Raw genomic sequence first — 24,103 nt, forward strand, 5'->3', positions numbered from 1 at the left:
CTAATAATATATTTTACAGCAGCAAATAACCCCTTTATTGGAACCGTTCCCATAAAAGAGGAAACAATCATGCCGGCATACCGCTCCAGAACCTCCACCCACGGCCGCAACATGGCCGGCGCACGCGGCCTCTGGCGCGCGACAGGCATGAAGGACTCGGACTTCGGAAAGCCGATCATTGCGATTGCCAACAGCTTCACCCAGTTCGTGCCGGGCCATGTGCATCTGAAGGATCTCGGGCAACTCGTCGCCGGTGAAATCGAGTCCGCCGGCGGCGTCGCGAAGGAATTCAACACCATCGCCGTCGATGACGGCATCGCGATGGGCCACAGCGGCATGCTCTATTCGCTGCCGAGCCGCGAGCTGATCGCTGACGCTGTCGAATACATGGTCAATGCGCACTGCGCCGACGCGCTGGTGTGCATTTCAAATTGCGACAAGATCACCCCCGGCATGCTGATGGCCGCGATGCGGCTCAACATCCCGACCGTCTTTGTTTCGGGCGGTCCGATGGAAGCGGGCAAGGTTGTCGTGAAAGGCACCAAGCGCTCGGTCGATCTGATCGATGCGATGATCGTCGCCGCTGATGACAGCTACACCGACGCGGAAGTTGCCGCGGTCGAGCGTTCGGCGTGTCCGACCTGCGGCTCATGCTCGGGCATGTTCACGGCGAACTCGATGAACTGTCTGACCGAGGCGCTGGGTCTCTCGCTGCCGGGCAACGGTTCCGTGCTGGCGACGCATGCCGACCGCGAGCGGCTGTTCCGCGAGGCGGGCCATGTGATCGTCGATCTCGCGCGCCGCTGGTACGAGCAGGATGACGCGAGCGCGCTGCCGCGTAACATCGCCAACTTCGCCGCGTTCGAGAATGCCATGAGCCTCGACATCGCGATGGGCGGTTCGACCAACACCGTGCTGCACCTTCTGGCTGCGGCACAGGAAGGCGAGGTCGATTTCACCATCGCCGACATCGACCGGCTGTCGCGTCGCGTGCCGTGCCTCTGCAAGGTTGCGCCCGCGAAGAACGACGTTCACATGGAAGACGTGCATCGCGCCGGCGGCGTGATGGCCATTCTCGGCGAACTCGAACGTGCCAACCTGATCGATACCAGCCTGCCGACCGTGCACGCGCCGACCATGGCCGATGCGCTCAACCGCTGGGACATCGGCCGCACCAACAGCGAGTCCGTCCGCAACTTCTTCCGCGCCGCGCCCGGCGGCGTGCCGACTCAGGTCGCTTTCAGCCAGTCCGCACGCTGGGACGAACTCGATACCGATCGCGAGAAGGGCGTGATCCGTTCGGCCGAACATCCGTTCTCGAAGGACGGCGGGCTTGCGGTGCTGTTCGGCAACATCGCGCCGGAAGGCTGCATCGTGAAAACCGCAGGCGTCGATGAATCGATCCTCACCTTCCGCGGCACGGCGCATGTCTTCGAAAGCCAGGACGACGCGGTGTCCGGCATCCTCGGCAACAGGGTGAAGCCGGGTGAAGTCGTTGTGGTGCGCTATGAAGGACCGAAGGGCGGCCCCGGCATGCAGGAAATGCTCTATCCGACCAGCTACCTGAAGTCGAAGGGCCTCGGTAAGGTTTGCGCGCTGGTGACTGATGGCCGGTTCTCGGGCGGAAGCTCGGGTCTGTCGATCGGCCACGTCTCGCCGGAAGCGGCGGAAGGCGGATTGATCGGACTGGTCGAGACCGGCGATCCGATCCTGATCGATATTCCGAATCGCATTATCAGCGTCGAACTCGACGATGCCGTGCTGGCGGCGCGGCGTGCAGCGATGGAAGCCAAGGGCAATGCTGCCTGGAAGCCGGTCGACCGCAACCGTGTGGTGTCGCCTGCGTTGCGCGCTTATGCGGCGCTGACGACCAACGCTTCGCGCGGCGCCGTTCGCGATGTGTCTCAGGTCGAGAAGTAATTCGCATCTGAGAAGTTCTTCGAGCGCCGCTGCCTGTCATAAGGCGGCGGCGTTCTGCCGTGTATGTCAGATTATTTCTTCACATACGCAGCCAGCTTCTCCAGCGTCTGCATGCCGAGTTCGACCGCACCGAACTTCATGACGGCGTTGCGCGCCTCGATGGACGGGAAGACTGACGTCCTGGTCAGCAGCGTACGCTTTGGGCCAAGGGCCTTGAAGGTGGTCGTGACTTCGAATGCGTTCGGATCGTTGTCGATGTCCGAACCGTGGCGATAGTCGAGGCGCTCTCCCGGCTTGATGTCGCGATACTCGATGCGGTTCGGATAATCCGTGCCGTCCGGACCGTGCATCGTGAACCGGAAGAGGCCGCCGACGCGAAAATCCATCGCGAGCACCGTGATGGTGAAGCCGTTGGGGCCGTACCATGTTTTCAACGCTTCGGCCTCGGTGAAAGCGCGGAACAGCACGTCCGGCGGAGCATCGAATTCGCGTTCCATGGTGATGGTGGGCTGATCTGCCGGTGAGCTCGCCCTGACCTTGAGAGTCGTTGCCGTCATGTATCTGTTTCCTTTGCCTGGATGTCTTTCAAATACAGATCGAGCTTGCCGAAGCTCTGCTCCCAGAACTGCCGGTATTGATCGAGCCATTCGGTCGCTTCCTTCAGCGCCTTTGGCTCAAGGCGGCATGGCCGCCATTGCGCCGCCCGTCCGCGTGTGACGAGGCCGGCGGTTTCCAGAACCTTCAGATGCTGGGAGACGGCGGGGAGGCTCATGGCGAACGGCTTTGCCAGTTCCTGCACGGAGGTTTCGCCCAGCGCGAGGCGAGCAAGGATCGCGCGCCGCGTCGGATCGGCGAGCGCCTTGAAGGTCATGTCGAGGGCGTTTGCTGGCATGGTTCAATCTGTATTTAAGTAGATACTTAAATATGATTGGACGACCCGGTCGTCAAGCGGGGAAATTCCGCTTGCATCTTTGGATTGCCTGCAAGAATGTTCATTTTTTGTTCTTTTGCGTAAAGAGGTTCAGATCATGCCCGAACAGTTTGTTTTTCAAGGGTTTGAACCAAAACTACCCACGCTGCCTGAGCCAACGGACGGCCTGTTCCTGGCCGTTGTGCCTCCGGCTGCGATGGCCGACCGCATCGGCGATCTGATTCAGCGGCTTCGCCACAGCCATGGACTGCAGGGCGAGCCGCTTTCACCGTGCAGGCTTCATGTCACGCTGCATTATCTCGGCGCGTACAACGGATTGCCTCAGAATCTCGTCGAGGCGGTTTGCATGGCGGCACCAGGGGTTTCACTGCCGCCGTTCGAGATCAGTTTCGATCGCATCGGGAGTTTCACCAGCAAAAGAAAGACGCGGCCCTTTGTGTTGCGTGCGGGCAGGGACATTGCCGCGATGACGATGTTTCACCGCGCCGTTGGCGAAGCGATGACAAGGGCCGGACTAGGTCGGCGGGTCAGACAGCATTTCACGCCGCACATGACACTGCTTTACGACAGGCGGCTGGTGGACGAGCACCCGATTGAATCGCTCGGCTGGACCGTGACTGATTTCGTTTTCGTGCACAGCCTTATCGGCCAGGGAGTGCACAATCATCTCGCGCGCTGGCCGCTACAGCGCTAAATCCTGTTTCAGAAATGCGAGGGATTGAGCTTGCCCATCACCATCTACGGCATCAAGAACTGCGACACGATGAAGAAAGCCCGCGCGTGGCTGGACGAGCACGGCGTCGACTACACCTTTCATGATTACAAGACGGCAGGCATCGACAAGGACCGCCTTGCACGCTGGAGCAAGGCCGTCGGCTGGGAAACCTTATTGAACCGGGCCGGCACCACGTTCCGTAAACTTCCAGACGCCGAGAAGACCAATCTGACCGAGAAGAAAGCGATGGCGCTGATGCTCGCCCAGCCGTCCATGATCAAGCGTCCTGTTCTTGATGTTGGCGGCAAGCTGCTGGTCGGCTTCAAGCCGGAGAGCTACGCGGCGGCGGTCGAGTAGGCCCGCGCGCAGCCGGCACCGATGTGGTCAAGGCTTTGACCCATGCTTGGCGCGAATAGCCCATAAAATATCGTTGATCCGCGAATTTTCCTTGAGGGGTGCGTCGTTCTGGCGCACGTTCGCCGGACGTGCCATTTTACCGTTTGCTTCCCTCCCTCAGGATCTCTCCGATGACAGTCACCGCCGCGCCATCAGTACCGGCCTCAACAAAATCGCCCTGGTATTCCATTCTCTATGTCCAGGTGCTGATCGCCATCGCACTCGGTGTTCTGGTGGGACATTTTTATCCGGGCACCGGAAAGGCGCTGAAGCCGCTCGGCGACGGCTTTATTTCGCTGATCAAGATGATGATCGCGCCCGTGATTTTCTGCACGGTGGTGCACGGCATCTCCTCGATGGGTGACCTCAAGCGCGTCGGCCGCGTGGGCCTCAAGGCGCTGCTGTATTTCGAGGTCGTCTCGACGATTGCATTGGCCGTCGGACTGCTCGTTGGCGAAATCATCCAGCCGGGCAGCGGCTTCAACATCGATCCGGCGACGCTCGATCCGAAAGCGGTCGCCACGTACGTCCACAAGGCAAGCGAAGACGGCATCGTCGCGCACCTGATGGCGATCATTCCGAACAGCTTCATCGGCGCTCTGGCAAACGGCGACCTGCTGCAGGTTTTGCTGGTTTCGATTCTGTCGGGCTTCGCGATTGCCTTTATGGGGCCTGCAGGCGAGCCCATCGCCAATGCCATCGATATGGCTGCGAAAGTCTTCTTTGGCGTCATCCGCATCATCGTCCGCGCGGCGCCGATCGGCGCGTTCGGTGCGATGGCCTTCACCGTGGGCGCCTATGGGCTCGGCGCGTTGTGGAATCTGGTGGCGCTGATCGGTACCTTCTATCTCACCAGCGTTCTTTTCGTCCTGTTTGTGCTTGGCGGCATCGCGCGGTTTTCGGGATTCTCCATCCTGCGTTTCATTGCTTACATCAAGGATGAGCTTCTGATCGTGCTCGGCACAAGTTCATCGGAGACTGTGCTGCCGAACATGATCAAGAAAATGGAGCGGCTCGGCGCGTCGCGCGGTGTGGTCGGTCTCGTGATCCCGACCGGATACAGCTTCAATCTCGACGGCACCAATATCTACATGACGCTGGCGACGCTGTTCCTCGCGCAGGCGACCAACACGCACCTGACGATCTGGCAGGAGCTCGGCATTCTCGGTGTCGCGATCGTCACCTCGAAAGGCGCATCGGGCGTCACGGGCGCAGGTTTCATTACGCTGGCGGCCACGCTTGCGATCGTGCCGGATATTCCGATCGCATCGCTGGCGATCCTGGTCGGCATCGACAAGTTCATGAGCGAGTGCCGCGCGCTGACCAACCTGATCGGCAACGGTGTCGCGACGGTGGTCATCAGCCGCTGGGAAGGCGAACTCGACAAGGACAAGCTGCACGAAGCGATGGCGCATCCCATCGAACTTGGCGAAGAGATGGAACACATCCGCGCATGATCGCGGATGCCTCGTAAGGATCGCGCTAGACGAACTCGATGGTGTCGCCGGGCGCGATCCGGCCGGGGAGCTTGTGGAACAAGTCCTGGTCGATCACCGAGCGCAATTTGTAACTCGGCGGCACGTCGTTTGCGCGCATCAGGTTTCTGATCTCGAATCCGCCGTCGTCGGAGATCGTCTTCATTGAGGCGATGATCCTGTTGACGCCGTCGCCGTCCGAGAACGGCATCAGCAGCCGCTCGTAGTCGACCTTGCGGCCGTAAAGATCGTTGATCTGCGAAATCGTGAACATCGGAAGCTGCCGCCGGACGCATTCCCGATAGATCGGCATCACGACCGGCGCGAGCTTGACGCCCATATATTCCTCAAGGTCGCGGCCCTTGCCGGCGGTCCCGAATGCGATCGACATCCGGTCGCCGTCGCTTTCAATGAAAAAACGGAGAGTGTCGCCGCCGGAACCTTCGACGACGATATAGACCAGATCCTCGCTCTCGTCGGCGAGACGTTCGGGGCGGTAGTCAGCGAATGCCGGCAGGCGCTCGTGCCTTGCGTAAAGCCGCAGCCAGAAATTCAGCAGCTCGCGCTGCTTGATCGACTTTACGATAGCCGGACCTGCACTTTCGAAATCCATGGCCGAAGGCCCCCGATGGAATTGAGGGAAAGTCCTTGCCAGCAATCATCGGGCTGCGGTCGAAATATTTGGTGAAGAGGGGAGTTGGGCGAATATTAGGCTTAACGATGGGTTTAAGGGCACCCCGGAAGGTGAACTTCAAGCCCTAGACGATGGTAGATGCTATACTTTTTGGAGATTACGCAGTATTCGCTGGGCAGCATTGCAGCTTGCGCATCGCTTACAATTCGCTGCATATTCCCGGCCGAGTGCGGTGCGGGGACGGCGAAACGGCCGAGGAGCGCTGCAACCAAAACGGTCACACGCGGGAAGCCTGCGTGAAGGCTGACAGGGGGAAATTGCTTGTCTGATGAGTTCATCCTTGAAACCAGCGGGTTGACCAAGGAGTTCGCGGGCTTTGTGGCCGTGAGCGACGTCAATCTGAAGGTTCGCCGCGGCAGCATTCATGCGCTGATCGGCCCGAACGGGGCCGGGAAGACGACATGCTTCAATCTGCTGACCAAGTTCCTGAAACCGACGCGCGGCCAGATTCGCTATAAAGGGCAGGACATCACCGCGATGGCGCCCGCCGATGTGGCGCGCCTGGGCCTTGTCCGTTCCTTCCAGATTTCGGCGGTGTTTCCGCACCTCACGGCCCTCGAGAACGTCCGGGTCGCCTTGCAGCGTCAGCATGGTCAGTCGTTCGATTTCTGGCGCTCGAAGTCGGTGCTTGATCGCTTCAATGGCCGTGCGCGGGAACTGCTCGACGATGTTGGCCTGAGCGAATTCGCCAATACGCCGGCGGTGGAAATGCCGTATGGCCGCAAGCGGGCGCTGGAGATCGCAACCACGCTGGCGCTCGATCCGGAAATGATGCTGCTCGATGAGCCGATGGCCGGCATGGGCCATGAAGACATCGACAAGGTCGCCGCGCTGATCAAGCGCATCTCGCAGAAGTATACGATCCTGATGGTCGAACATAATCTGAATGTCGTCGCCCACCTGTCCGATACGATCACCGTGCTGACGCGCGGCAAGGTGCTGGCGGAAGGCGACTACGCGACACTCACCAAGCATCCGCAGGTCAAGGAAGCCTATCTTGGAGCCGGCCATGAATAACGCCGCGGGCTCCCCGGTTCTCACCGTCAAGAATCTCGAAGCGTGGTACGGCGAGTCCCACATCCTGCACGGGATGAATTTCGACGTTCGTTCGGGCGAGGTGGTGACACTGCTCGGCCGCAACGGCGCAGGCAAGACGTCGACGCTCAAGTCGATCATGGGCATCATCGGCAAGCGCACCGGCTCGGTGGCATTCGAAGGCGCCGAACTGATCAAGCTGCCGTCCGAAAAGATCGCGCGTCTTGGCGTCGCGTTCTGTCCCGAGGAGCGCGGCATTTTCGCGAGCCTGGACGTCAAGGAAAACCTGATGCTGCCGCCGACCATCCGCAGCGGCGGTATGACGCTCGATCAGATTTTCGAACTGTTCCCCAATCTCAAGGAACGTCTCGGCAGCCAGGGCACGAAACTGTCCGGCGGCGAGCAGCAGATGCTGGCGATCGCGCGCATCCTGCGCACGGGCGCACGGTTCCTGATGCTGGACGAGCCTACCGAAGGCCTCGCTCCGGTCATCATCCAGCAGATCGGGCACATGATCAAACGCCTGAAGGCGGAAGGGTTCACCATCCTTCTGGTCGAACAGAACTTCCGTTTCGCCTCGACGGTCGCCGATCGCTACTACATCGTCGAGCACGGCAAGATCATCGACGCGTTCGCCAACTCCGAACTCCAGGCCAACATGGACAAGCTGCACACCTATCTGGGTGTCTAAATCGCCGAAAGGCGGGAGGAAGATAATAATGAAATCACGTTTGACCGCACTGATGTTGAGTTCGGCGCTTGTTCTCTCGGGCGCTGGAATGGCAGGAGCGCAAGAAAAGCTCGATAAGAACGTCAAGATCGGAGTTCTGACCGACATGAGCGGTCTTTATTCCGATATTTCCGGTGCGGGTGCCGTCCTCGCCACGCAGATGGCCGTCGAGGATTCCGGGCTGCGTGAGAAGGGCTGGAAAATCGATGTCATCAGTGCCGATCACCAGCTCAAGCCGGATGTGACCGCAGCCATTGCGCGGCAGTGGGCGGACGTGGAGAACGTTGACGCTTATGTCGACGTGGTCGCGTCCAGCACCGCGCTCGCGCTCAATCCGATCGCCGTCGAGAAAAATCGCGTCCACCTGAATTCAGGCGCCGCGACGTCCGCGCTGACCGGTAAGTCGTGCACGCCGAACACCGTTCACTGGGCATACGATACTTATGAAGTCGCCAACGGCACCGGCAAGGCGGTGACCAAGGCTGGCGGCGATACCTGGTTCTTCATCACTGCGGATTATGCGTTCGGCGTCGCGCTGGAAGGCGACACCCGCGCGGTCGTTGAAAAGAACGGCGGCAAGGTACTGGGCGGCGTCAAGCATCCGTTGAATTCGTCGGACTTCTCGTCGTTCCTGCTTCAGGCGCAATCGTCGAAGGCCAAGATCATCGGCCTCGCCAACGCCGGCGGGGACACGACAAACGCCGTCAAACAGGCGGCGGAATTCGGCATCGTGCAGGGTGGCCAGAAGCTGGCATCGCTGCTGCTGTTCATCACCGACGTGCATTCGCTCGGTCTGAAGGTCGCAAACGGTCTGCAGCTGACCGAAAGCTTCTACTGGGACACCAACGACGGTACGCGCAACTTCAGCAAGCGCTTCGCCGCGCGCATGAAGAACGGTGCGATGCCTTCAATGGTGCAGGCGGGCGACTATGCTTCTACGCTGCATTATCTGAAGGCGCTGGAGGCGCTCGGCGGCAATCCGCACGATGGAGTGAAGGCCGTCGCCAAGATGAAGGAATTGCCGACGGACGATCCGCTGTTCGGCAAGGGGGTGGTCCGCGCTGACGGCCGCAAGATTCATCCAGCCTACCTTTTCGAGGTCAAGAAGCCCGAAGAGTCAAAGGGGCCATGGGACTATTATAAGCTCGTGACGACAATCCCTGCCGAAGAGGCGTTCCGGCCTCTGTCGGAAAGTGACTGCCCGCTTGTGAAGAAATAGCACTGCGGTTCGTTCGATCGAAAAAGTACAACCCAAAAATGACGAACAATCTTGGAGGACACGTGAAAACATCAGTCAAGGCACTCATGCTGAGCACGGCACTGATGCTCGGTGCCGCAAGCGGCGCTCTTGCGCAGGACAAGACGGTCAAGATCGGCAACCTGACCGATATGTCTGGTCTCTATTCCGACCTCGGCGGCGTAGGCTCGACACTGGCCGCCCAGATGGCTGTCGAAGACTCGGGCCTGGCTGCGAAGGGCTGGAAGATCGACGTCATCGCCGCCGATCACCAGAACAAGCCTGACGTCGGTTCGACCACCGCCCGGCAGTGGATCGACGTCGAGAAGGTCGACGTGATCGTCGACGTTCTGAACTCGGGCGTTGCGCTCGCCGTTAACAACGTCGTGAAGGAAAAGAATTCGATCCTGCTCGACTCTGGTGCGGGCACCTCGGATCTGACCAACGCTCAGTGCACACCGAACACCATTCACTGGGCTTACGACACCTACATGCTGGCCAACAGCACAGGCACCGCGCTGGCAAAGGCCGGGGGCGATACCTGGTTCTTCCTCACCGCCGACTACGCGTTCGGCGCGGCGCTCGAGCGTGACACCACCGCGGCCGTGACCAAGGCTGGCGGCAAAATCCTCGGCAGCGTCAAGCATCCGCTGAACTCGTCGGACTTCTCCTCGTTCCTGCTGCAGGCACAGGCATCGAAGGCCAAGATCATCGGGCTGGCGAATGCGGGCGGCGACACCACCAACGCCATCAAGCAGGCTGCGGAATTCGGAATCGTGAAGGGTGGCCAGAAGCTGGCCGGCCTTCTGATGTTCATACCCGACGTCCACTCGCTCGGACTTCCGGTGGCGCAGGGCCTGAACTTCACCGAGACCTTCTACTGGGACATGAACGACAGCACCCGCGCATTCTCCAAGCGGTTCTCGGAACGTACGAAGAACAAGAGCATGCCGTCCATGGTGCATGCCGGCGTCTATGCGTCCCTGATCCATTACTTCAAGGCGCTCGAAGCCCTCGGCAACAATCCGCATGACGGCGCCAAGGTCGTCGCCAAGATGAAGGAACTGCCGACCGACGATCCGCTGTTCGGCAAGGGTCTGATTCAGCCGAACGGCCGCAAGATCCATCCGGCCTATCTTTTCGAGGTGAAGACCCCGGCGGAATCGAAGGGCCCATGGGACTACTACAAGCTGGTTGGCACCACGCCGGCGGATCAGGCGTTCCGTCCGCTTTCGGAAAGCACTTGCCCGTTGCTGAAGAAGTAATCGCGATCGCCCGGCGGCCACGCGCCGCCGGGCATCCTCTCGCAAGACTGTCTATCTGACCGCGAAAGAACCGATACGATGCAAGCTCTCTACGCCCAGCTTCTGGTTGGACTGATCAACGGCTCGTTCTACGCGCTGCTGAGTCTTGGGCTGGCCGTGATCTTCGGGATGCTCAATATCATCAATTTCGCGCATGGCGCGCTGTACATGATGGGTGCGTTCGTCGCGTATTTCCTCCTCAATCTTTTCGGGATCGGTTACTGGTGGGCGCTGATCCTGGCGCCGGTGATCGTGGGTGGGTTCGGCATCCTGCTCGAGCGCACGATGCTGCAATGGCTGACAGGCCTCGACCATCTGTACGGGTTGCTGCTGACCTTCGGCCTGGCGCTGATCATCCAGGGCGTGTTCCAGAACTATTTCGGATCGTCCGGACTGCCTTACGCCATTCCCGACCTGCTCAAGGGCGGCGTCAATCTCGGCTTCATGTACCTGCCGATCTATCGCGGCTGGGTCGTCATCTTCTCGCTCGTTGTGTGTATTGCGACCTGGTATCTGATCGAGCGCACCCGGCTTGGCGCCTATCTGCGCGCCGCGACGGAGAATCCGACGCTGGTGCGCGCCTTCGGCATCAACGTGCCACGCATGATCACGCTGACCTACGGTCTCGGCGTCGGTCTCGCCGCGCTGGCCGGCGTGCTCTCTGCGCCAATCAACCAGGTGCGTCCTTTGATGGGCGCGGATCTCATCATCGTCGTGTTCGCCGTGGTGGTGATCGGCGGCATGGGGTCGATCATGGGCTCGATCATCACCGGCTTCGCGCTCGGCGTGATCGAAGGCCTGACCAAGTATTTCTATCCCGAGGCGTCCAACACCGTGGTCTTCGTGCTGATGGTGCTGGTGCTTCTCGTGAAGCCGACTGGACTGACGGGGCGGGCGAATTAACATGACAACGATTACAGACAACGCCGTTCCCGTGAAGGGCCGCACCAGCGACGAAATGATCGCATTCGTCATCATGACGTTGCTGCTGGCCGTTGTGCCGCTGACCGGGCTGTATCCGTATTTTGTGATGCAGGCGCTGTGCTTTGCGCTGTTCGCCTGCGCCTTCAACCTGCTGATCGGTTACGGCGGGCTGTTGTCGTTCGGTCACGCAATGTTCCTCGGCACAGCCGGTTATGTGACCGCGCATGCGCTGAAGGTGTGGGGTGTCTCGCCCGAGATCGGGATTATCCTCGGTGTGGTGGCATCGGCGGCGCTCAGCGTCGTGACTGGACTGATCGCGATCCGCCGGCAGGGCATCTATTTTGCGATGATTACGCTGGCGCTGTCGCAGCTCCTGTTCTTCATCTATCTGCAGACCCCGTTCACCCACGGCGAAGACGGCATCCAGGGCATTCCGCAGGGCCTGATGTTCGGCGTGTTCGATCTGTCCAAGCCGACCACGCTTTATTATGTGGTGCTGGCGATTTTCCTGCTCGGCTTCCTCGTGATCTACCGGGCCATCAACTCGCCGTTCGGCGAGGTGCTCAAGTCGATTCGCGAGAACGAACAGCGCGCGATCTCGCTGGGCTACAAGACCGACCAGTACAAGCTACTGGCGTTCATCCTGTCCGGCACGCTGGCGGGTTTGGCCGGCGCGGTGAAGGTATTCGTGGCGCAGAACGCGTCGCTGACCGACGTGCACTGGACCATGTCCGGCGAAGTCGTGCTGATGACCCTGGTCGGCGGCCTCGGCACGGTGTTCGGGCCGGTGGTGGGGGCGTTCGTCATCATCGCCATGCAGCAGTATCTGGCCGGGTTCGGGCAGTGGGTCACGGTGATTCAGGGCGCGATCTTCGTGATCTGCGTGCTGACCTTCCGCCGCGGCGTCGTCGGCGAAATCGCCCACTATTTCAAGCGATCGCTCTAAACGTCCGATTTCGCGGGGCTTTTTGCTTCGATAAATCAGTGGATGACCGGCGTTTAGACGCCGGGCAGACGCCTGTTGGTCTGCGAAACGGTTTATGACAGATATGTGACAAGTTCTGTCGTGCCGGAGAAAGATCAATGCTGGGCTGGTTTCGTAAGCTGCTCCCTCGGGAGGAGAGATTCTTCGACCTGTTTGCCCGGCACTCCCAGGCCGTCGTGCAAGGCGCCGAGGCGCTGGAGGGAATGATGCGCGGCGGGGAGGAGACCCCGGTCTACTGCCAGCGCGTCAACCAGTTCGAGAACGACGCCGACCAGATCACGCGGGAAGTCCTGACCGCCGTCCGCCGCACCTTCATCACGCCGTTCGATCGCGGCGACATCAAGAACCTGATCACGGCGATGGACGATGCCATCGACCAGATGCAGCAGACCGCCAAGGCGGTGATGCTTTTCGAGGTCCGCACCTTTGAGCCGCCGATGCGCGAGATCGGCGCCATCCTCGTGCAGTGCGCGAATCTCGTCGGCAAGGCCGTGCCGCTGATGCAGGCGATGGGAGCGAACGTCACCACGCTGACCGCTTTGACCGAGGAAATCACGCGGCTTGAAGGCCGGGTCGACGATCTGAACGATATCGGCCTCAAGGAACTGTTCCTCCAGCACCGCGACGGCAACACGATGGACTTCGTGGTCGGGGCGGAAATCTACAAGCATTTGGAAAAGGTCGCCGACCGCTTCGACGACGTGGCCAACGAGATCAACAGCATCGTGATCGAACAAGTTTAAGGTCAGGACCTCGTCGTGGATGCATCGCTTGCTTTCCCCATCCTGGTCGGATTGATCGCCGTCGCGCTGCTGTTCGATTTTCTCAACGGTCTGCACGACGCCGCCAACTCCATCGCCACGATTGTTTCGACCCGCGTGCTGCGGCCGCAATACGCCGTTGCATGGGCGGCATTCTTCAACTTCATCGCGTTCGCGGTGTTCGGCCTGCATGTGGCGCAGACCATCGGCACCGGAATCATCCATCCCGAGGTCATTGATGCACATGTGATCTTTGCCGCGCTGATCGGCGCCATCGTGTGGAATCTGGTGACGTGGGGCCTCGGCATGCCGTCCAGCAGTTCGCATGCGCTGATCGGCGGACTGCTCGGTGCGGGCTTGGCCAAGGCGGGGACTTCGGTCATGGTCTGGAGCGGTTTGTCAAAAACGCTTCTTGCGATTGTGCTCTCGCCGCTGGTCGGATTTTTGCTCGCGCTGTTGCTGACGGCGATTGTGTCATGGGCCGCGGTGCGTTCGACGCCTTTCGCGGTCGATCGCGCGTTCCGTATCTTGCAGTTCGCGTCGGCCTCGCTGTATTCGCTCGGCCATGGCGGCAACGACGCGCAGAAGACCATGGGCATCATTGCGGTGCTGCTGTACTCGCAGGGCTATCTCGGAGGTGAGTTCAGCGTGCCGTTCTGGGTGGTCATCGCGTGTCAGGCGGCGATGGCGCTCGGCACGCTGATGGGCGGCTGGCGCATCGTGCGGACCATGGGCCTGCGCATCACCAAGCTGACGCCGATGCAGGGGTTCTGCGCCGAGACGGGAGGGGCGGCGACCCTGTTCGCCGCGACGTTCCTGGGCGTCCCGGTTTCGACCACCCACACCATCACTGGCGCGATTGTCGGCGTTGGCGCGGCGCGGCGTGTGTCGGCGGTGCGCTGGAATGTGGCGAGTTCGATCGTCTGGGCCTGGATCTTCACGATCCCGGCGGCGGCATTGGTATCCGCGATGACGTACTACGCGACGACACTGGTGGGATGGAAGTAGGACTGGTGAAGTCATCCTTCGAGGCTCGCGCGCTACGCGCTGCTCGCACCTCAGGATGACGTTTCCCAATTCTAATAGATAAGCCGTCACCCTGAGGTGCGCGCCCTTGCGCGCCTCGAAGGGCGACGGCTTATCATCCGCTCAGGCCACGACCTTGAGGCCGACGATTCCGGCGACGATCAGCCCGATGCAGGCGATGCGCATCGTGGTTGCGGGATCACCCAGCAGCCAGATGCCGAGGATGGCAGTTCCGACCGAGCCGATGCCGGTCCAGACCGCATAGGCGGTTCCGACGGGCAGTGTCTTCAGCGACAGGCCGAGCAGGAGCACGCTGGCAATCATGCTGACAATGGTGAGCACCGACGGCATCAGCCGCGTGAAACCGTCGGTATATTTCAGGCCGATGGCCCAGCCGATCTCCAGCAAACCCGCAACGAACAGCATGGTCCATGCCATGGCGAAATACCTCCATAACAGGGCCGTCCCTGCGGATATGTGAGTGAATCGAGGTCGTCCTCGCGGCCCGAACATGGCTTACCGGCAAAGAAGATGCAAGTGCATCTACTTCAAATACCCTTGATCCTGCCGCGTTTCTTTGCCACACGCTCGCATCATGTCCGACACCGCCATTGCCGCCGAGTCTGCCTCGCTGACGCCGCTTGCCGAAGAAGTGGCGCGCCGGCGCACATTCGCGATCATTTCGCATCCCGACGCCGGCAAGACCACGCTGACCGAAAAGCTGCTGCTGTTCGGCGGCGCTATCAATCTCGCGGGACAGGTCAAGGCCAAAGGCGAGCGGCGCAACACCCGCTCGGACTGGATGAAGATCGAGCGCGACCGTGGCATCTCCGTCGTCACGTCCGTGATGACCTTCGAGTTTCAGGGCCACGTCTTCAACCTGCTCGATACGCCGGGCCACGAGGACTTCTCGGAAGATACTTACCGCACGCTGACGGCCGTCGACTCCGCCGTCATGGTGATCGACGCTGCGAAGGGCATCGAGGCGCGCACGCTGAAGCTGATCGAGGTTTGCCGGCTGCGCGACATTCCGATCATCACGTTCGTCAACAAAATGGATCGCGAGAGCCGCGACACGTTCGATCTTCTCGACGAGATCGAGAAGACGCTGGCGCTGGATACGACGCCGATGACCTGGCCGGTCGGCCGCGGCCGCGACTTCATCGGCACCTATGACATCTCGACCGGCGGCATCCGTCTGCTCGAGGGCGGCGGCGCCAAGACCGGCGCTGCCGAGAAGATCGAGATTTCCGACTTGGCCGGCCGCAACGCCAATCTCGATGCCGGCGAAATCGCCGACGAACTCGAACTGGTGAAGGAAGCCTCGAAGCCGTTCGACCTGCAGTCGTTCCGCGAAGGCCATATGACGCCGGTCTATTTCGGCAGTGCGCTTCGGAATTTTGGAGTGGGCGATCTCCTGGAAGGTCTCGGCAAGTTCGCGCCGTCGCCGCGTGCGCAGGATGCCGACAAGCGCAAGGTCGAAGCGGAAGAGGCCCGCATGTCGGCCTTCGTTTTCAAAATTCAGGCGAACATGGACCCGAACCATCGCGACCGCATCGCGTTCGCGCGGCTGTGCTCGGGCAAGCTGACGCGCGGCATGAAGGCCAAGCTGGTGCGCACCGGCAAGAACATGAGCCTGTCGTCGCCGCAGTTCTTCTTCGCGCAGGATCGCGCCATCGCGGACGAGGCGTTCGCCGGCGACGTGGTCGGCATTCCCAACCATGGTACGCTGCGGATCGGCGATACGCTGACCGAGGGCGAGGACATTACATTTGTCGGTGTGCCGTCATTCGCGCCGGAAATCCTGCGCCGCGTGCGGCTGACCGATGCGATGAAAGCCAAAAAGCTGAAGGAAGCCTTGCAGCAGATGTCGGAGGAGGGCGTCGTGCAGGTGTTCCGTCCGCGCGATGGCGCCCCCGCGCTGGTCGGCGTGGTCGGCATGTTGCAGCTCGACGTGCTGAAAGCGCGCCTCGACGCGGAATATTCGCTGCCGGTGGATTTCGAGATCAGCGAATTTCAGCTCGCGCGCTGGATTTCGTCCGAGGACAAAAAGAAGCTCGAGACCTTCATTACTGCAAATAACTCCGGCGTCGCCGACGACGTTGACGGCGATCCGGTGTTCCTGGCCAAGAACGAATTCTATCTTGGCTACACCCGCGAACGCGCCGATGGCATTGTGTTCTCGAGTATCAAGGATGTGAAGAAGAAGGCCTAAGCGCGTCTTCGTGACGAACTCAATTTTCAAACAGCCGTGACTTGCGTTTCAACTGCGGTTGATTCCATACGAAGACAGCATACGTCTGGTTCCGTTGCCGGGACCGACAGGCCGTTCCATGCTGCGGCGCATACCATTTTTCATTCTTTTCGTTCTCGGGGCCGTGGCCACCGCCACGCCGTCTTTCGCCCAGTCGCTGCGCGAGATGAACCCGACGCCGTTTTCACATTCGCCATGCAGCGTGCTCGGCGAGGGACCATGCACACCCTATTTCTGCAGCACGTTCAATAACGGCCCATGCATTCCGGAGATCGATTATCCCTATGGGCAGAACCTGCAAGTCACTGTGTTGAGCAAGCCGGACGACAAGGACGCGCCGAAATACGTCAAGCCTGATCACGACCTCGATACTATCGGCGATCTGTTCGCAGCGCTTCGCTCATGCTGGATGCCGCCGCCAGAAAAAGAGGCGCAGCCGGGGATGCAGATGTCGGTGAAATTCTCCTTCAAGCGCGACGGCGGCCTGATCGCGCCGCCGCGGGTGACCTATTTCACGCCTGGCGCTTCCGTGCAAACCCGCGACGTCTATCTCGGCGCGATCAATACGTCGCTCGGAAACTGTGCGCCGTTATCACTGACCAAAGGGCTCGGCAGCGCCATTGCGGGGCGGCCAATCATGATACGTTTCGTCGACAACCGCACGCTCAAGTCGGACAGCCCGCCGCAACCTTGAATCTGCCGGCCAGCGATCTGGTATGGGTCAATATTTTACTGCGTCTGTCACGCGCTGATCGGTCAGCGCGCTCGCTTCTCCACATTCGCCTTGATATTTGCGAGGCCCACAGCCGCTTCCGCATCCATGTTGGCGATCTGCTCGTCGGTCGGCGGCTTTTTGCGCGCGGGGTTGCGCAGGGTGCGGGTGAACTTGGTGCCGCCCGCGACATCCTCGCAGGTATACTGAACCACGATGGGGCCGATGAAATCGGTCTCGGCCTGCACGATCCACAGCTTCGGGCTGACGCAGGCGCGCACGATCCAGTTCAGCGACACTTCGCCCGAGCGGATGTGCCATTTCTCGTGAAACAGTTCGCCGGTGTCCAGCGGACGGTTCTCGCTGTCGATGTGGTGCGAGGCCGCGAGCCATTCCGGCCACGACTGCGGATTGGTCACGTAGTCGAACACCGCCTTTGCGGGCGCATTGATGACGATGTCGTGGCTGCGCTCGAAGGCGACGGTGGCGGGGGCGTTCATGGCGTTTCTTCCTTTCCGGATTTTCTTATTTTGCCTGCGACGTCGTTCGCCTTCAGGTTGTCATTGCCGGGCTTGACCCGGCAATCCATCTTCAAGATCCATTTTTCGAAGAGATGGATACGCGGGTCAAGCCCGCGTATGACGCGGCAGTAGATTGGATGGATTTTGCAAGTACTGGGATTTCGCGAAGAGCAGATTATTCCTAGTTGATCCTGATGTCGCCGCGCTTGATGACATCGGACCACAGCCTGATCTCGGCGTTCATCCGCGCGCGCAAGGCGCCCGGTGTGGATGGAACCGGCTCCATCAACTGCGTTTCCAGCCGCTCGCGCACGCTTGGTTTGGTCAGGATATCGTTCACCTCGTCATTGATCTGCGCGACGAATGCGGGCGGCGTGCCGGCAGGCGCGATCAGCGCATTCCATGCATCGGATTCGACGTCGATGCCGCTTTCCTTGAGTGTCGGCACGTCGGGCAGAAAGCGCGAGCGCTGCGCGGTCGCGACCGCGAGGATTTTGACCTGACCGGCCGCGAGTTGCGGCGTTACCGCGATGGCGGGCAGGCATGCGGCCTGTACGTCGCCGCGGATCACGGCGGTGACTGCCTGCGGCGATCCGCCATAGGGGATATGCACCATGGTGGCGCCTGCACGCTGTGCGATCGCTTCCATGGTCAGATGGGACAGCGATCCCGCGCCGATCGAGCCGAAGGCGAGGGGCGTTCCCTTGCGTTTGAGCATCGCCAGAAATTCGGCAACCGAATTGACGTTCAGGCTCGTGGGCACGACAAGCACACTCGGCAGCGAGGTGAGCATCGTCACTGGCGCGATGTCCTTGGCGGGGTCGTAAGGCAGTTTCGAGAACAGCAGCGTGTTGATGGCGAGCGGTCCGCCGAGACTGATGCCGAGTGTCGCGCCGTCGGGCTCAGCCTTGGCGACGGCGTCTGTGCCGATATTGCCGCCGGCGCCCGGCTTGTTCTCGACAATGAAACTTGCGCCCGGATGGCGTGCCTGAAGGTCGTCGGCGACAATCCGCCCAACCAGATCGGGCGTCGAGCCAGGCGCATAGGGCACGATGATTTTCACGATTTTCGGCGGCCAGGCCGGCTCTGCCGCATGGGCAGTCAAGGGGGGCGCCGCGAGAGCCAGCGCGAGTGCGGCGATTGCAAGGGATTTCATAGGGCCGGGAAGAGTTTGGAGCAGGGTTGCGATGCCGAAGCAGCATTGCGCGCCGCACCCCAAAAGTGATACCGGGGCACAGTGCGGACGGACATTAACAGGGTCTTCCGCGGGGTGGAATGTGCCGTAAGGCGGAGCTGAAAACCGCTGCGGGCAGATCGAGAGGGTGGGGCGCCAAATGGGCTTGTTGATCCTGATCGCCGGATTGTTGCTGTTCCTCGGTGTCCATACACTGACCACGATGCGTGGTCCGCGCGCCATGGTGATCGCGCGGCTCGGCGAGAGCGGTTACAAGATTCTCTACGTACTGGTGTCGTTCGCAGGGCTCGCGCTGATCGTGTGGGGCTTCAGTATTTATCGCGCCACGGGCTGGATCAACGTCTGGTATCCGCCGGTCGCGCTGCGCCATCTCGTGCTGGCGCTGATGCTGCCCGCAGTCGTTCTCGTTGTCGCGTCCTACATCCGCGGCCGCATCTACACCACGGTGAAGCATCCGATGCTGGCCGGCGTGAAGCTGTGGGCGCTGCTTCATCTTCTTGCTAATGGCGATCTCGGGTCGATCATCCTGTTCGGCTCGATTCTGGCATGGGCAGTCTATGACCGCATTTCGCTCAAGCGCCGCGAAGATTCCGGCGCACCACCGATTCCTGTCGGCGGCGTGGCCAACGATCTGATCGCGGTCGCGGTTGGTGTCGTGGTCTATGCCGCGCTCGCCTTCGCATTCCATCCTCTCGTAATCGGCGTCCCAGTGATTGGAGCTTAACATGTCCGTGCAGACAGCGGTGAAGCGCAAGACCGCGCCCGATATTCTCAAGCGCAAGGGCGGCGATCCGATCGTGATGCTGACGTCGTATCACGCGCATACTGCGGCGCTTGTCGACCGCTATTGCGACGTCATTCTTGTCGGCGACTCGCTCGGCAACGTGATGCACGGATTCGAGACGACGGTGCCAGTCACGCTCGACATGATGATCCTTCAAGGCCGTGCGGTGATGCGCGGCTCGAAAGAGGCTCTCGTCGTGGTGGACATGCCTTTCGGATCGTATGAGGCCTCGAAGGAACAGGCGTTTCATTCCGCGGCGCGTGTTCTGAAGGAAACCCATTGCGGCGCCGTGAAGATGGAAGGCGGTGTGCGCATGGCCGAGACCATCGAGTTTCTCACCACGCGCGGCATCCCGGTGATGGGCCATATCGGCCTCACGCCGCAGTCGATCAACACGCTTGGCAGCTTCAAGTCGCAAGGCAAGGACGAGGCGATCAAGATTGCGGCAGGCGAAAACGGCAGCGGTCCGTTTCAGGATGACGCACGCGCGGTGGCGCAGGCCGGTGCATTCTCGATGGTCGTGGAAGCCGTGGCCGAGCCGCTCGCACGCCGCATCACCGAGATCGTTTCGATTCCGACCATCGGCATCGGCGCGAGCAATGCTTGCGACGGTCAGGTGCTGGTGCTTGAAGACATGCTCGGCCTGTCGCCGTGGGTGCCGAAGTTCGTCAAGCGTTACGGTAATCTTGGACCCGGCATTGAGGCCGCGATTCAGGATTACGCAAAGGACGTGCGTTCACGCGCGTTTCCGGGGCCGGAGCACGTCTACGGCATCAAGCCGAAGGCCTGACACACGCGAAATAGTTGTTCGACAAGAAGCCCGGCGGATTGCGCCGGGCTTGAGTTTTTGAACTGGAGAAAACAGCTCGGTGGCGCGGCCCTGAGGCCGCGCCACTCACCGTTCAGAACTTGTAGTTCACCGCTGCGCGAACGACATGGAATCTGTTCTCGTATGTGGTCACGAGATTGGAACCTGGAGTCGACGTCGGGTTGATAACCGTCTCGTTTCCGAGATCGTAGTAGAGATATTCAGCTCTCACCGTCCAGTTGTTGGCAACCGCGTATTCCACGCCGCCACCTGCAACCCATCCAGACAGGGTCCTGCTTGTTGTGAGAGGGTTGTTCACTGCGAAGCCGGTGTAGTCAGTGCGATAGTCCACGCCGCCAAAGGCGCCGCCGCCGGTGCCGTAGATCAGCCAGCGATCCCACACCCAGCCGAGTCGGCCACGGATGCTGGCTAGCCAGTTGACGTTCTGATCCGCAACATGGTTGAAGCCGAAGGGTCCGATCGGAGCGCCGCCCGTGGTGATTGGACGGGTATTGTTGTTGCGGATCCCGGTGCCCGAAATATCGCCTTCGATGCCAAGCAGCCAGTTGGGCGCGAACTGCCAGTTATATCCAACCTGACCACCGCCCACGACACCGGCCTGGTTGCCGTTGCCGAATGAGGCCGTATCAAATCCCGGGAAGAGGTCGTTTCTCTGAGTGATGGATGAGTCACTCCAGCCGCCGCCAGCATGAAGACCGGCATAGAAGCCGGTCCAGCTCCAGACAGGAGCAATGATTGGAGGCGGAGCCTTGTACCGCGGAGCCATGTCCGCGGCAGATGCGCTCCCTATTGTGAAGAAAGATGTACTGCTGATTGTGCAGGCCATGACGGCCGCCGTCGCAAGAAATTTCCGCATGATGCACTCCCCAAAAAAATGTCTGAGTTTGGCAGTCGAGCCGGAAATGCCCTTGAGAAAATACCATCACAAAAAGCAGCCGATGACTGTCACCTGCAAGTCACGTTCCGACAGCAATTTGAAGAGGTTAGGTCAGTGGTACTGGCGTAAGTGCCTTATTTTGAAATGCGTTTTCGCGCAGTTCGCGCGTCTTGATTCAGGGCTTGCGCGCGATAGCGCGTGCATCGCGAACGAAATGAAAAAGCCCGGCGCAGTGCACCGGGCCTGAGTTTCGAAACTGGAGAAGAGAATTGATGGCGCAACCGTGAGGCCGCGCCACCAAGGACTCAGAACTTGTAGTTCACGCCTGCGCGGACGACATTCACCTTTGTGCTGAAAGTGGTGTTGTACGCGAGAGGTGGGGCCACAACCGACACGTTCGACACCGCCTCCGAGCCGAAATCGTAATAGAGATATTCGAGCCGCGCGGTCCAGTTGTTGGCAAATGCATATTCAGCGCCGCCGCCGACAGTCCAACCCGATTTGGTCGTGTTGAAGTTGCCGGAATTGAAAAGTCCGAACCCGGTGAGGTTGGTGCGGTAGTTGATATCAGCCCAGGCCGCGCCGCCTGTTACATACACAAGCCAGCGATCCGCGGCATAGCCGAACCGGCCGCGTACGCTTGCCATCCAGTCAATGTTGCGATCAGCCTCGTGCGTAAACGCTGCGCCTATCGGCCCTCCGCCGAGCGTGATGGGTGCTGAGCTGGACTTGCGAATCCCCGTTCCGGAAATGTCGCCTTCGATGCCGAGCACCCAGTTCGGCGCGAATTGCCAGTTGTAGCCGATCTGGCCGCCGCCAACGACGCCACTGCCGTTGCCGCCCAGTCTGGCGGTGTCAAAGGGACCAAATCCCGAGACAGTCGCGGTCGCGTCGCCATCGCTCCAGCCGCCGCCGACATGACCGCCGATATAGAAGCCGGTCCAGCTCCACACCGGCGCCATGACCGGCGCCTTGGTGTAACGCGGTCCGAGATCGGCCGCCGATGCCGATGCCGACGTCACTGCAATCAACGCTGCGGCCGCAAAAAGCTTTCTCATAAATTTCTCCGTATGATCTGAATGAATTCATCTGCCCAGCCGTCCGGGGCTGCGTTCATTGTCAGCGAACAGTCCCGGTTCGACGGCGCAAATCATCGTGGCGCGAAGCTAGGAGCGCGGAGAACGCGAGTCTTGGACTGCGCGGCACATCCTTGGACCAAACGCTACCCGCACCCCGATTTGAACCGGCTGTGTCTATCCAGCGACACACCCTTGGGCGGGCATTCGCCCCAAGGGTGGATGGATTTCATGGATGGCTATTCTTTTGCGATGCGCAGTTCGCGGTTGAGCGCGATCAAGGCTTACATCGTTTCACAGATTGATAATCCCGCGCTGTGTCTGGCGGACATCGCTGCGCATCAGGGCATTTCGTCGAGCTATGTCAGGAAGCTGTTCGCAGCCGAAGGAACGAGGTTTACGGCCTTCGTTCTCGAAACCCGACTCGAATATGTTTCGCGGATGCTGCTCGATCCCGACAACCGCGCGCAGTCCATCAGCGCCATCGCGCTGAAATGCGGCTTCAACGATATTTCCTACTTCAACCGTGTCTTCCGCCGGCGCTACGGCTGCACGCCGTCCGATCTAAGGCGAGGGCGCAGCGAAGCTGATCCGGTGGAAAGCGCGACGGCGTAGCGCCGCCGCGTGGAGGCGCTCACTGCGACCGGCTGAGCTGCTCTTCGGTCACGATCCGCTCGATGTTTTCGGTCTTGCTCCGGATGCGGTATCGCACGCGGCCATCTGCCTCGATCGGCATGCAGCCAATGATCGTGTAGACGTTCGACCGGATTTTCTCGGCGCGGCCCTGGGGCCCCTGACTCTGATGATGGACGTCGTCGTTGATCGAAAAGCTGTGGGTCATGGTTTCTCCTGCTGCGGCGGGTTGTAGCAGCCGGTCGGGGTAAAGCAACGATACCGGCGGTCTGGGGCTTTGAGACAGGTTAACGCTTTGATCCGGCTCACTTTGCCTTGCGGTCGCCATACCGGTACTGTATCGCCGCCATCACATCGGGGGAGCCGCGCGGGCTGCGTGGCCGATGGCGGGATCGCATCTCTTTCATATCATGCCGGGCGGGACAATTAAGTGTCTGAAATATTTAATGAAATCGACGAGGACTTGCGCCGGGAGCAGATCAAGAAGCTCTGGGAGCGGTACTCGATCTTCGTCATTGCGGCAGCGATTCTGATTGTCGCCGGTGTTGGCGGCTGGCGCGGCTACCAGTATCTCGAGGCCAAGAAGGCCGCTGAGGCCGGGGCCGCTTTCGAAGCTGCGATTGCGCTGTCCGAGCAGGGCAAGAAGAGCGAGGCCGAGGCCGCCTTCGCCAAGATCGCGTCCGACGGCTCCAAGGGTTATCGCGTGCTGGCGCGGCTGCGTGCCGCCGCGGACGCCGCAGCCGCCAACCCGCAGGCCGCTGCCAAGCTTTACGACGCCATCGCCGCCGACCCGAGCGTCTCCGCCTCGGAACAGGATCTTGCGCGCATTCGCGCTGCCGGGCTGCTGATGGAAACCGAACCCTATGCGGCCATGCGCCAGCGCCTTGAACCCGCGACCGGCGAGGGCCGGACCTATCGGCACACCGCCCGCGAGTTGCTGGCCCTTTCCGCCTATCGCACCAAAGATGCCGTTGCTGCCCGCCAGTGGCTCGATATGATCGGCAACGATGCGCGCACGCCAGCCAGTATGCGCAGCCGCGCAGAGGCCCTGCAGGCCCTGCTGCCGCCCGCCGCGAAAAGCTGAACGAG

Annotated in this window: 28 protein-coding genes; 19 read left to right on the top strand and 9 right to left on the bottom strand. The window is 60.8% G+C overall.

Annotated elements, in window-relative coordinates:
• The first annotated feature begins 69 nt into the window (after positions 1 to 69).
• Positions 70 to 1,920, top strand: coding sequence for a dihydroxy-acid dehydratase (gene ilvD / locus HMPREF9695_RS07460; RefSeq protein ID WP_006020220.1), 1,851 nt, complete (start codon positions 70 to 72; stop codon positions 1,918 to 1,920).
• Positions 1,921 to 1,991: 71 nt separating this feature from the next.
• Here the strand turns inward: ilvD and HMPREF9695_RS07465 are convergent, their stop codons facing one another.
• Together HMPREF9695_RS07465 and HMPREF9695_RS07470 are read right to left on the bottom strand one after the other, a co-directional pair.
• Complete coding sequence (locus tag HMPREF9695_RS07465) at positions 1,992 to 2,477, bottom strand: SRPBCC family protein (protein WP_006020221.1); 486 nt, start codon at positions 2,475 to 2,477, stop codon at positions 1,992 to 1,994.
• The gene (locus HMPREF9695_RS07470) at positions 2,474 to 2,812 is read right to left on the bottom strand and encodes an ArsR/SmtB family transcription factor (protein WP_006020222.1); all 339 of its coding nucleotides are present in this window, start codon (positions 2,810 to 2,812) and stop codon (positions 2,474 to 2,476) included. The genes HMPREF9695_RS07465 and HMPREF9695_RS07470 overlap by 4 nt, the downstream gene beginning before the upstream one ends.
• Positions 2,813 to 2,948: 136 nt before the next feature.
• Between HMPREF9695_RS07470 and HMPREF9695_RS07475 the strand changes: the two genes are divergently transcribed.
• The 3 genes from HMPREF9695_RS07475 to HMPREF9695_RS07485 all read left to right on the top strand — a co-directional run bounded on the left by HMPREF9695_RS07475 (position 2,949) and on the right by HMPREF9695_RS07485 (position 5,419).
• Positions 2,949 to 3,545 (top strand): 2'-5' RNA ligase family protein, encoded by a 597-nt coding sequence (locus HMPREF9695_RS07475; RefSeq protein WP_006020223.1) that lies wholly within the window; start codon positions 2,949 to 2,951, stop codon positions 3,543 to 3,545.
• 30 nt (positions 3,546 to 3,575) lie between these two features.
• Positions 3,576 to 3,923: an ArsC family reductase gene (locus HMPREF9695_RS07480; protein ID WP_006020224.1), complete on the top strand. Its 348-nt coding sequence runs from the start codon at positions 3,576 to 3,578 to the stop codon at positions 3,921 to 3,923.
• Positions 3,924 to 4,093: 170 nt separating this feature from the next.
• Positions 4,094 to 5,419, top strand: a complete 1,326-nt coding sequence (locus HMPREF9695_RS07485; RefSeq protein WP_006020225.1) for a dicarboxylate/amino acid:cation symporter — start codon at positions 4,094 to 4,096, stop codon at positions 5,417 to 5,419.
• A gap of 25 nt (positions 5,420 to 5,444) precedes the next feature.
• Here the strand turns inward: HMPREF9695_RS07485 and HMPREF9695_RS07490 are convergent, their stop codons facing one another.
• Positions 5,445 to 6,050: a PAS domain-containing protein gene (locus tag HMPREF9695_RS07490; RefSeq protein WP_006020226.1), complete on the bottom strand. Its 606-nt coding sequence runs from the start codon at positions 6,048 to 6,050 to the stop codon at positions 5,445 to 5,447.
• A gap of 342 nt (positions 6,051 to 6,392) precedes the next feature.
• Here HMPREF9695_RS07490 and HMPREF9695_RS07495 point away from each other — a divergent pair, with 342 nt between their 5' ends.
• The 8 genes from HMPREF9695_RS07495 (at position 6,393) to HMPREF9695_RS07530 (ending at position 14,115) form a co-directional block, all read left to right on the top strand.
• Positions 6,393 to 7,148 carry an ABC transporter ATP-binding protein gene (locus tag HMPREF9695_RS07495; RefSeq protein ID WP_006020227.1) on the top strand — a complete coding sequence of 252 codons (756 nt, stop codon included), beginning with the start codon at positions 6,393 to 6,395 and terminating at the stop codon, positions 7,146 to 7,148.
• Entirely contained in the window at positions 7,141 to 7,857 is a 717-nt protein-coding gene (locus HMPREF9695_RS07500) for an ABC transporter ATP-binding protein (RefSeq protein ID WP_006020228.1), read from the top strand. The genes HMPREF9695_RS07495 and HMPREF9695_RS07500 overlap by 8 nt, the downstream gene beginning before the upstream one ends.
• Before the next feature lie 28 nt (positions 7,858 to 7,885).
• Positions 7,886 to 9,115 carry an ABC transporter substrate-binding protein gene (locus HMPREF9695_RS07505; protein WP_006020229.1) on the top strand — a complete coding sequence of 410 codons (1,230 nt, stop codon included), beginning with the start codon at positions 7,886 to 7,888 and terminating at the stop codon, positions 9,113 to 9,115.
• Positions 9,116 to 9,201: 86 nt separating this feature from the next.
• Entirely contained in the window at positions 9,202 to 10,398 is a 1,197-nt protein-coding gene (locus tag HMPREF9695_RS07510) for an ABC transporter substrate-binding protein (protein ID WP_430648570.1), read from the top strand.
• A 78-nt stretch (positions 10,399 to 10,476) separates the two neighbouring features.
• Positions 10,477 to 11,340: a branched-chain amino acid ABC transporter permease gene (locus HMPREF9695_RS07515; RefSeq protein WP_006020231.1), complete on the top strand. Its 864-nt coding sequence runs from the start codon at positions 10,477 to 10,479 to the stop codon at positions 11,338 to 11,340.
• Position 11,341: 1 nt separating this feature from the next.
• The gene (locus HMPREF9695_RS07520; RefSeq protein ID WP_006020232.1) at positions 11,342 to 12,307 is read left to right on the top strand and encodes a branched-chain amino acid ABC transporter permease; all 966 of its coding nucleotides are present in this window, start codon (positions 11,342 to 11,344) and stop codon (positions 12,305 to 12,307) included.
• A gap of 137 nt (positions 12,308 to 12,444) precedes the next feature.
• A complete protein-coding gene (locus tag HMPREF9695_RS07525) occupies positions 12,445 to 13,089 on the top strand; it encodes a DUF47 domain-containing protein (protein WP_006020233.1) in 645 nt (214 codons plus the stop codon).
• A 15-nt stretch (positions 13,090 to 13,104) separates the two neighbouring features.
• Positions 13,105 to 14,115 carry an inorganic phosphate transporter gene (locus HMPREF9695_RS07530; protein WP_006020234.1) on the top strand — a complete coding sequence of 337 codons (1,011 nt, stop codon included), beginning with the start codon at positions 13,105 to 13,107 and terminating at the stop codon, positions 14,113 to 14,115.
• Between the two features lie 141 nt (positions 14,116 to 14,256).
• Here HMPREF9695_RS07530 and sugE read toward each other — a convergent pair whose 3' ends face one another.
• Positions 14,257 to 14,571 (bottom strand): quaternary ammonium compound efflux SMR transporter SugE, encoded by a 315-nt coding sequence (sugE, locus tag HMPREF9695_RS07535; RefSeq protein ID WP_006020235.1) that lies wholly within the window; start codon positions 14,569 to 14,571, stop codon positions 14,257 to 14,259.
• A gap of 157 nt (positions 14,572 to 14,728) precedes the next feature.
• Here sugE and HMPREF9695_RS07540 point away from each other — a divergent pair, with 157 nt between their 5' ends.
• Together HMPREF9695_RS07540 and HMPREF9695_RS07545 are read left to right on the top strand one after the other, a co-directional pair.
• Positions 14,729 to 16,348 (top strand): peptide chain release factor 3, encoded by a 1,620-nt coding sequence (locus HMPREF9695_RS07540; RefSeq protein ID WP_006020236.1) that lies wholly within the window; start codon positions 14,729 to 14,731, stop codon positions 16,346 to 16,348.
• 118 nt (positions 16,349 to 16,466) lie between these two features.
• Entirely contained in the window at positions 16,467 to 17,081 is a 615-nt protein-coding gene (locus tag HMPREF9695_RS07545) for a hypothetical protein (RefSeq protein ID WP_006020237.1), read from the top strand.
• Positions 17,082 to 17,143: 62 nt separating this feature from the next.
• On the opposite strand, the gene HMPREF9695_RS07550 is transcribed toward HMPREF9695_RS07545, so the two are convergent.
• Both HMPREF9695_RS07550 and HMPREF9695_RS07555 read right to left on the bottom strand, forming a co-directional pair.
• Positions 17,144 to 17,599: an SRPBCC family protein gene (locus HMPREF9695_RS07550; protein ID WP_006020238.1), complete on the bottom strand. Its 456-nt coding sequence runs from the start codon at positions 17,597 to 17,599 to the stop codon at positions 17,144 to 17,146.
• A 202-nt stretch (positions 17,600 to 17,801) separates the two neighbouring features.
• On the bottom strand, positions 17,802 to 18,776 hold the full coding sequence (locus HMPREF9695_RS07555) for a Bug family tripartite tricarboxylate transporter substrate binding protein (protein ID WP_006020240.1): 975 nt from the start codon (positions 18,774 to 18,776) through the stop codon (positions 17,802 to 17,804).
• Positions 18,777 to 18,954: 178 nt separating this feature from the next.
• On the opposite strand from HMPREF9695_RS07555, the gene HMPREF9695_RS07560 reads away from it, so the two are divergent.
• Entirely contained in the window at positions 18,955 to 19,539 is a 585-nt protein-coding gene (locus tag HMPREF9695_RS07560; RefSeq protein ID WP_006020241.1) for an NnrU family protein, read from the top strand.
• A gap of 1 nt (position 19,540) precedes the next feature.
• Positions 19,541 to 20,389, top strand: a complete 849-nt coding sequence (gene panB / locus HMPREF9695_RS07565; protein ID WP_006020242.1) for a 3-methyl-2-oxobutanoate hydroxymethyltransferase — start codon at positions 19,541 to 19,543, stop codon at positions 20,387 to 20,389.
• Positions 20,390 to 20,501: 112 nt separating this feature from the next.
• Here the strand turns inward: panB and HMPREF9695_RS07570 are convergent, their stop codons facing one another.
• Entirely contained in the window at positions 20,502 to 21,194 is a 693-nt protein-coding gene (locus HMPREF9695_RS07570) for an outer membrane protein (protein WP_245258726.1), read from the bottom strand.
• Between HMPREF9695_RS07570 and HMPREF9695_RS26595 the strand changes: the two genes are divergently transcribed.
• Entirely contained in the window at positions 21,193 to 21,552 is a 360-nt protein-coding gene (locus HMPREF9695_RS26595) for a hypothetical protein (protein WP_167540035.1), read from the top strand. The two genes, HMPREF9695_RS07570 and HMPREF9695_RS26595, sit on opposite strands and share 2 nt — an antisense overlap.
• Positions 21,553 to 21,610: 58 nt before the next feature.
• Here the strand turns inward: HMPREF9695_RS26595 and HMPREF9695_RS07580 are convergent, their stop codons facing one another.
• Positions 21,611 to 22,363, bottom strand: coding sequence for an outer membrane protein (locus HMPREF9695_RS07580; protein WP_006020244.1), 753 nt, complete (start codon positions 22,361 to 22,363; stop codon positions 21,611 to 21,613).
• Positions 22,364 to 22,612: 249 nt separating this feature from the next.
• Here HMPREF9695_RS07580 and HMPREF9695_RS07585 point away from each other — a divergent pair, with 249 nt between their 5' ends.
• Complete coding sequence (locus HMPREF9695_RS07585) at positions 22,613 to 22,996, top strand: helix-turn-helix transcriptional regulator (RefSeq protein ID WP_006020245.1); 384 nt, start codon at positions 22,613 to 22,615, stop codon at positions 22,994 to 22,996.
• Between the two features lie 19 nt (positions 22,997 to 23,015).
• Here HMPREF9695_RS07585 and HMPREF9695_RS07590 read toward each other — a convergent pair whose 3' ends face one another.
• Positions 23,016 to 23,222 carry a hypothetical protein gene (locus HMPREF9695_RS07590; protein WP_006020246.1) on the bottom strand — a complete coding sequence of 69 codons (207 nt, stop codon included), beginning with the start codon at positions 23,220 to 23,222 and terminating at the stop codon, positions 23,016 to 23,018.
• 222 nt (positions 23,223 to 23,444) lie between these two features.
• Here HMPREF9695_RS07590 and HMPREF9695_RS07595 point away from each other — a divergent pair, with 222 nt between their 5' ends.
• Positions 23,445 to 24,098 (top strand): tetratricopeptide repeat protein, encoded by a 654-nt coding sequence (locus HMPREF9695_RS07595; protein WP_006020247.1) that lies wholly within the window; start codon positions 23,445 to 23,447, stop codon positions 24,096 to 24,098.
• Positions 24,099 to 24,103 lie beyond the last annotated feature (5 nt).

It is taken from the genome of Afipia broomeae ATCC 49717, from assembly GCF_000314675.2.
Classification (GTDB): Bacteria; Pseudomonadota; Alphaproteobacteria; order Rhizobiales; family Xanthobacteraceae; genus Afipia; species Afipia broomeae.

Excerpts from the sequence above, each read along its gene's own strand:
- ilvD (WP_006020220.1), top strand. The coding sequence starts at position 70 with ATGCCGGCATACCGCTCCAGAACCTCCACCCACGGCCGCAACATGGCC.
- HMPREF9695_RS07465 (WP_006020221.1), bottom strand. The coding sequence starts at position 2,477 with ATGACGGCAACGACTCTCAAGGTCAGGGCGAGCTCACCGGCAGATCAG.
- HMPREF9695_RS07470 (WP_006020222.1), bottom strand. The coding sequence starts at position 2,812 with ATGCCAGCAAACGCCCTCGACATGACCTTCAAGGCGCTCGCCGATCCG.
- HMPREF9695_RS07475 (WP_006020223.1), top strand. The coding sequence starts at position 2,949 with ATGCCCGAACAGTTTGTTTTTCAAGGGTTTGAACCAAAACTACCCACG.
- HMPREF9695_RS07485 (WP_006020225.1), top strand. The coding sequence starts at position 4,094 with ATGACAGTCACCGCCGCGCCATCAGTACCGGCCTCAACAAAATCGCCC.
- HMPREF9695_RS07490 (WP_006020226.1), bottom strand. The coding sequence starts at position 6,050 with ATGGATTTCGAAAGTGCAGGTCCGGCTATCGTAAAGTCGATCAAGCAG.
- HMPREF9695_RS07500 (WP_006020228.1), top strand. The coding sequence starts at position 7,141 with ATGAATAACGCCGCGGGCTCCCCGGTTCTCACCGTCAAGAATCTCGAA.
- HMPREF9695_RS07505 (WP_006020229.1), top strand. The coding sequence starts at position 7,886 with ATGAAATCACGTTTGACCGCACTGATGTTGAGTTCGGCGCTTGTTCTC.
- HMPREF9695_RS07510 (WP_430648570.1), top strand. The coding sequence starts at position 9,202 with ATGCTGAGCACGGCACTGATGCTCGGTGCCGCAAGCGGCGCTCTTGCG.
- HMPREF9695_RS07515 (WP_006020231.1), top strand. The coding sequence starts at position 10,477 with ATGCAAGCTCTCTACGCCCAGCTTCTGGTTGGACTGATCAACGGCTCG.
- HMPREF9695_RS07520 (WP_006020232.1), top strand. The coding sequence starts at position 11,342 with ATGACAACGATTACAGACAACGCCGTTCCCGTGAAGGGCCGCACCAGC.
- HMPREF9695_RS07525 (WP_006020233.1), top strand. The coding sequence starts at position 12,445 with ATGCTGGGCTGGTTTCGTAAGCTGCTCCCTCGGGAGGAGAGATTCTTC.
- sugE (WP_006020235.1), bottom strand. The coding sequence starts at position 14,571 with ATGGCATGGACCATGCTGTTCGTTGCGGGTTTGCTGGAGATCGGCTGG.
- HMPREF9695_RS07540 (WP_006020236.1), top strand. The coding sequence starts at position 14,729 with ATGTCCGACACCGCCATTGCCGCCGAGTCTGCCTCGCTGACGCCGCTT.
- HMPREF9695_RS07545 (WP_006020237.1), top strand. The coding sequence starts at position 16,467 with ATGCTGCGGCGCATACCATTTTTCATTCTTTTCGTTCTCGGGGCCGTG.
- HMPREF9695_RS07550 (WP_006020238.1), bottom strand. The coding sequence starts at position 17,599 with ATGAACGCCCCCGCCACCGTCGCCTTCGAGCGCAGCCACGACATCGTC.
- HMPREF9695_RS07555 (WP_006020240.1), bottom strand. The coding sequence starts at position 18,776 with ATGAAATCCCTTGCAATCGCCGCACTCGCGCTGGCTCTCGCGGCGCCC.
- HMPREF9695_RS07560 (WP_006020241.1), top strand. The coding sequence starts at position 18,955 with ATGGGCTTGTTGATCCTGATCGCCGGATTGTTGCTGTTCCTCGGTGTC.
- panB (WP_006020242.1), top strand. The coding sequence starts at position 19,541 with ATGTCCGTGCAGACAGCGGTGAAGCGCAAGACCGCGCCCGATATTCTC.
- HMPREF9695_RS26595 (WP_167540035.1), top strand. The coding sequence starts at position 21,193 with ATGTCCGCGGCAGATGCGCTCCCTATTGTGAAGAAAGATGTACTGCTG.
- HMPREF9695_RS07570 (WP_245258726.1), bottom strand. The coding sequence starts at position 21,194 with ATGGCTCCGCGGTACAAGGCTCCGCCTCCAATCATTGCTCCTGTCTGG.
- HMPREF9695_RS07580 (WP_006020244.1), bottom strand. The coding sequence starts at position 22,363 with ATGAGAAAGCTTTTTGCGGCCGCAGCGTTGATTGCAGTGACGTCGGCA.
- HMPREF9695_RS07585 (WP_006020245.1), top strand. The coding sequence starts at position 22,613 with ATGGATGGCTATTCTTTTGCGATGCGCAGTTCGCGGTTGAGCGCGATC.
- HMPREF9695_RS07590 (WP_006020246.1), bottom strand. The coding sequence starts at position 23,222 with ATGACCCACAGCTTTTCGATCAACGACGACGTCCATCATCAGAGTCAG.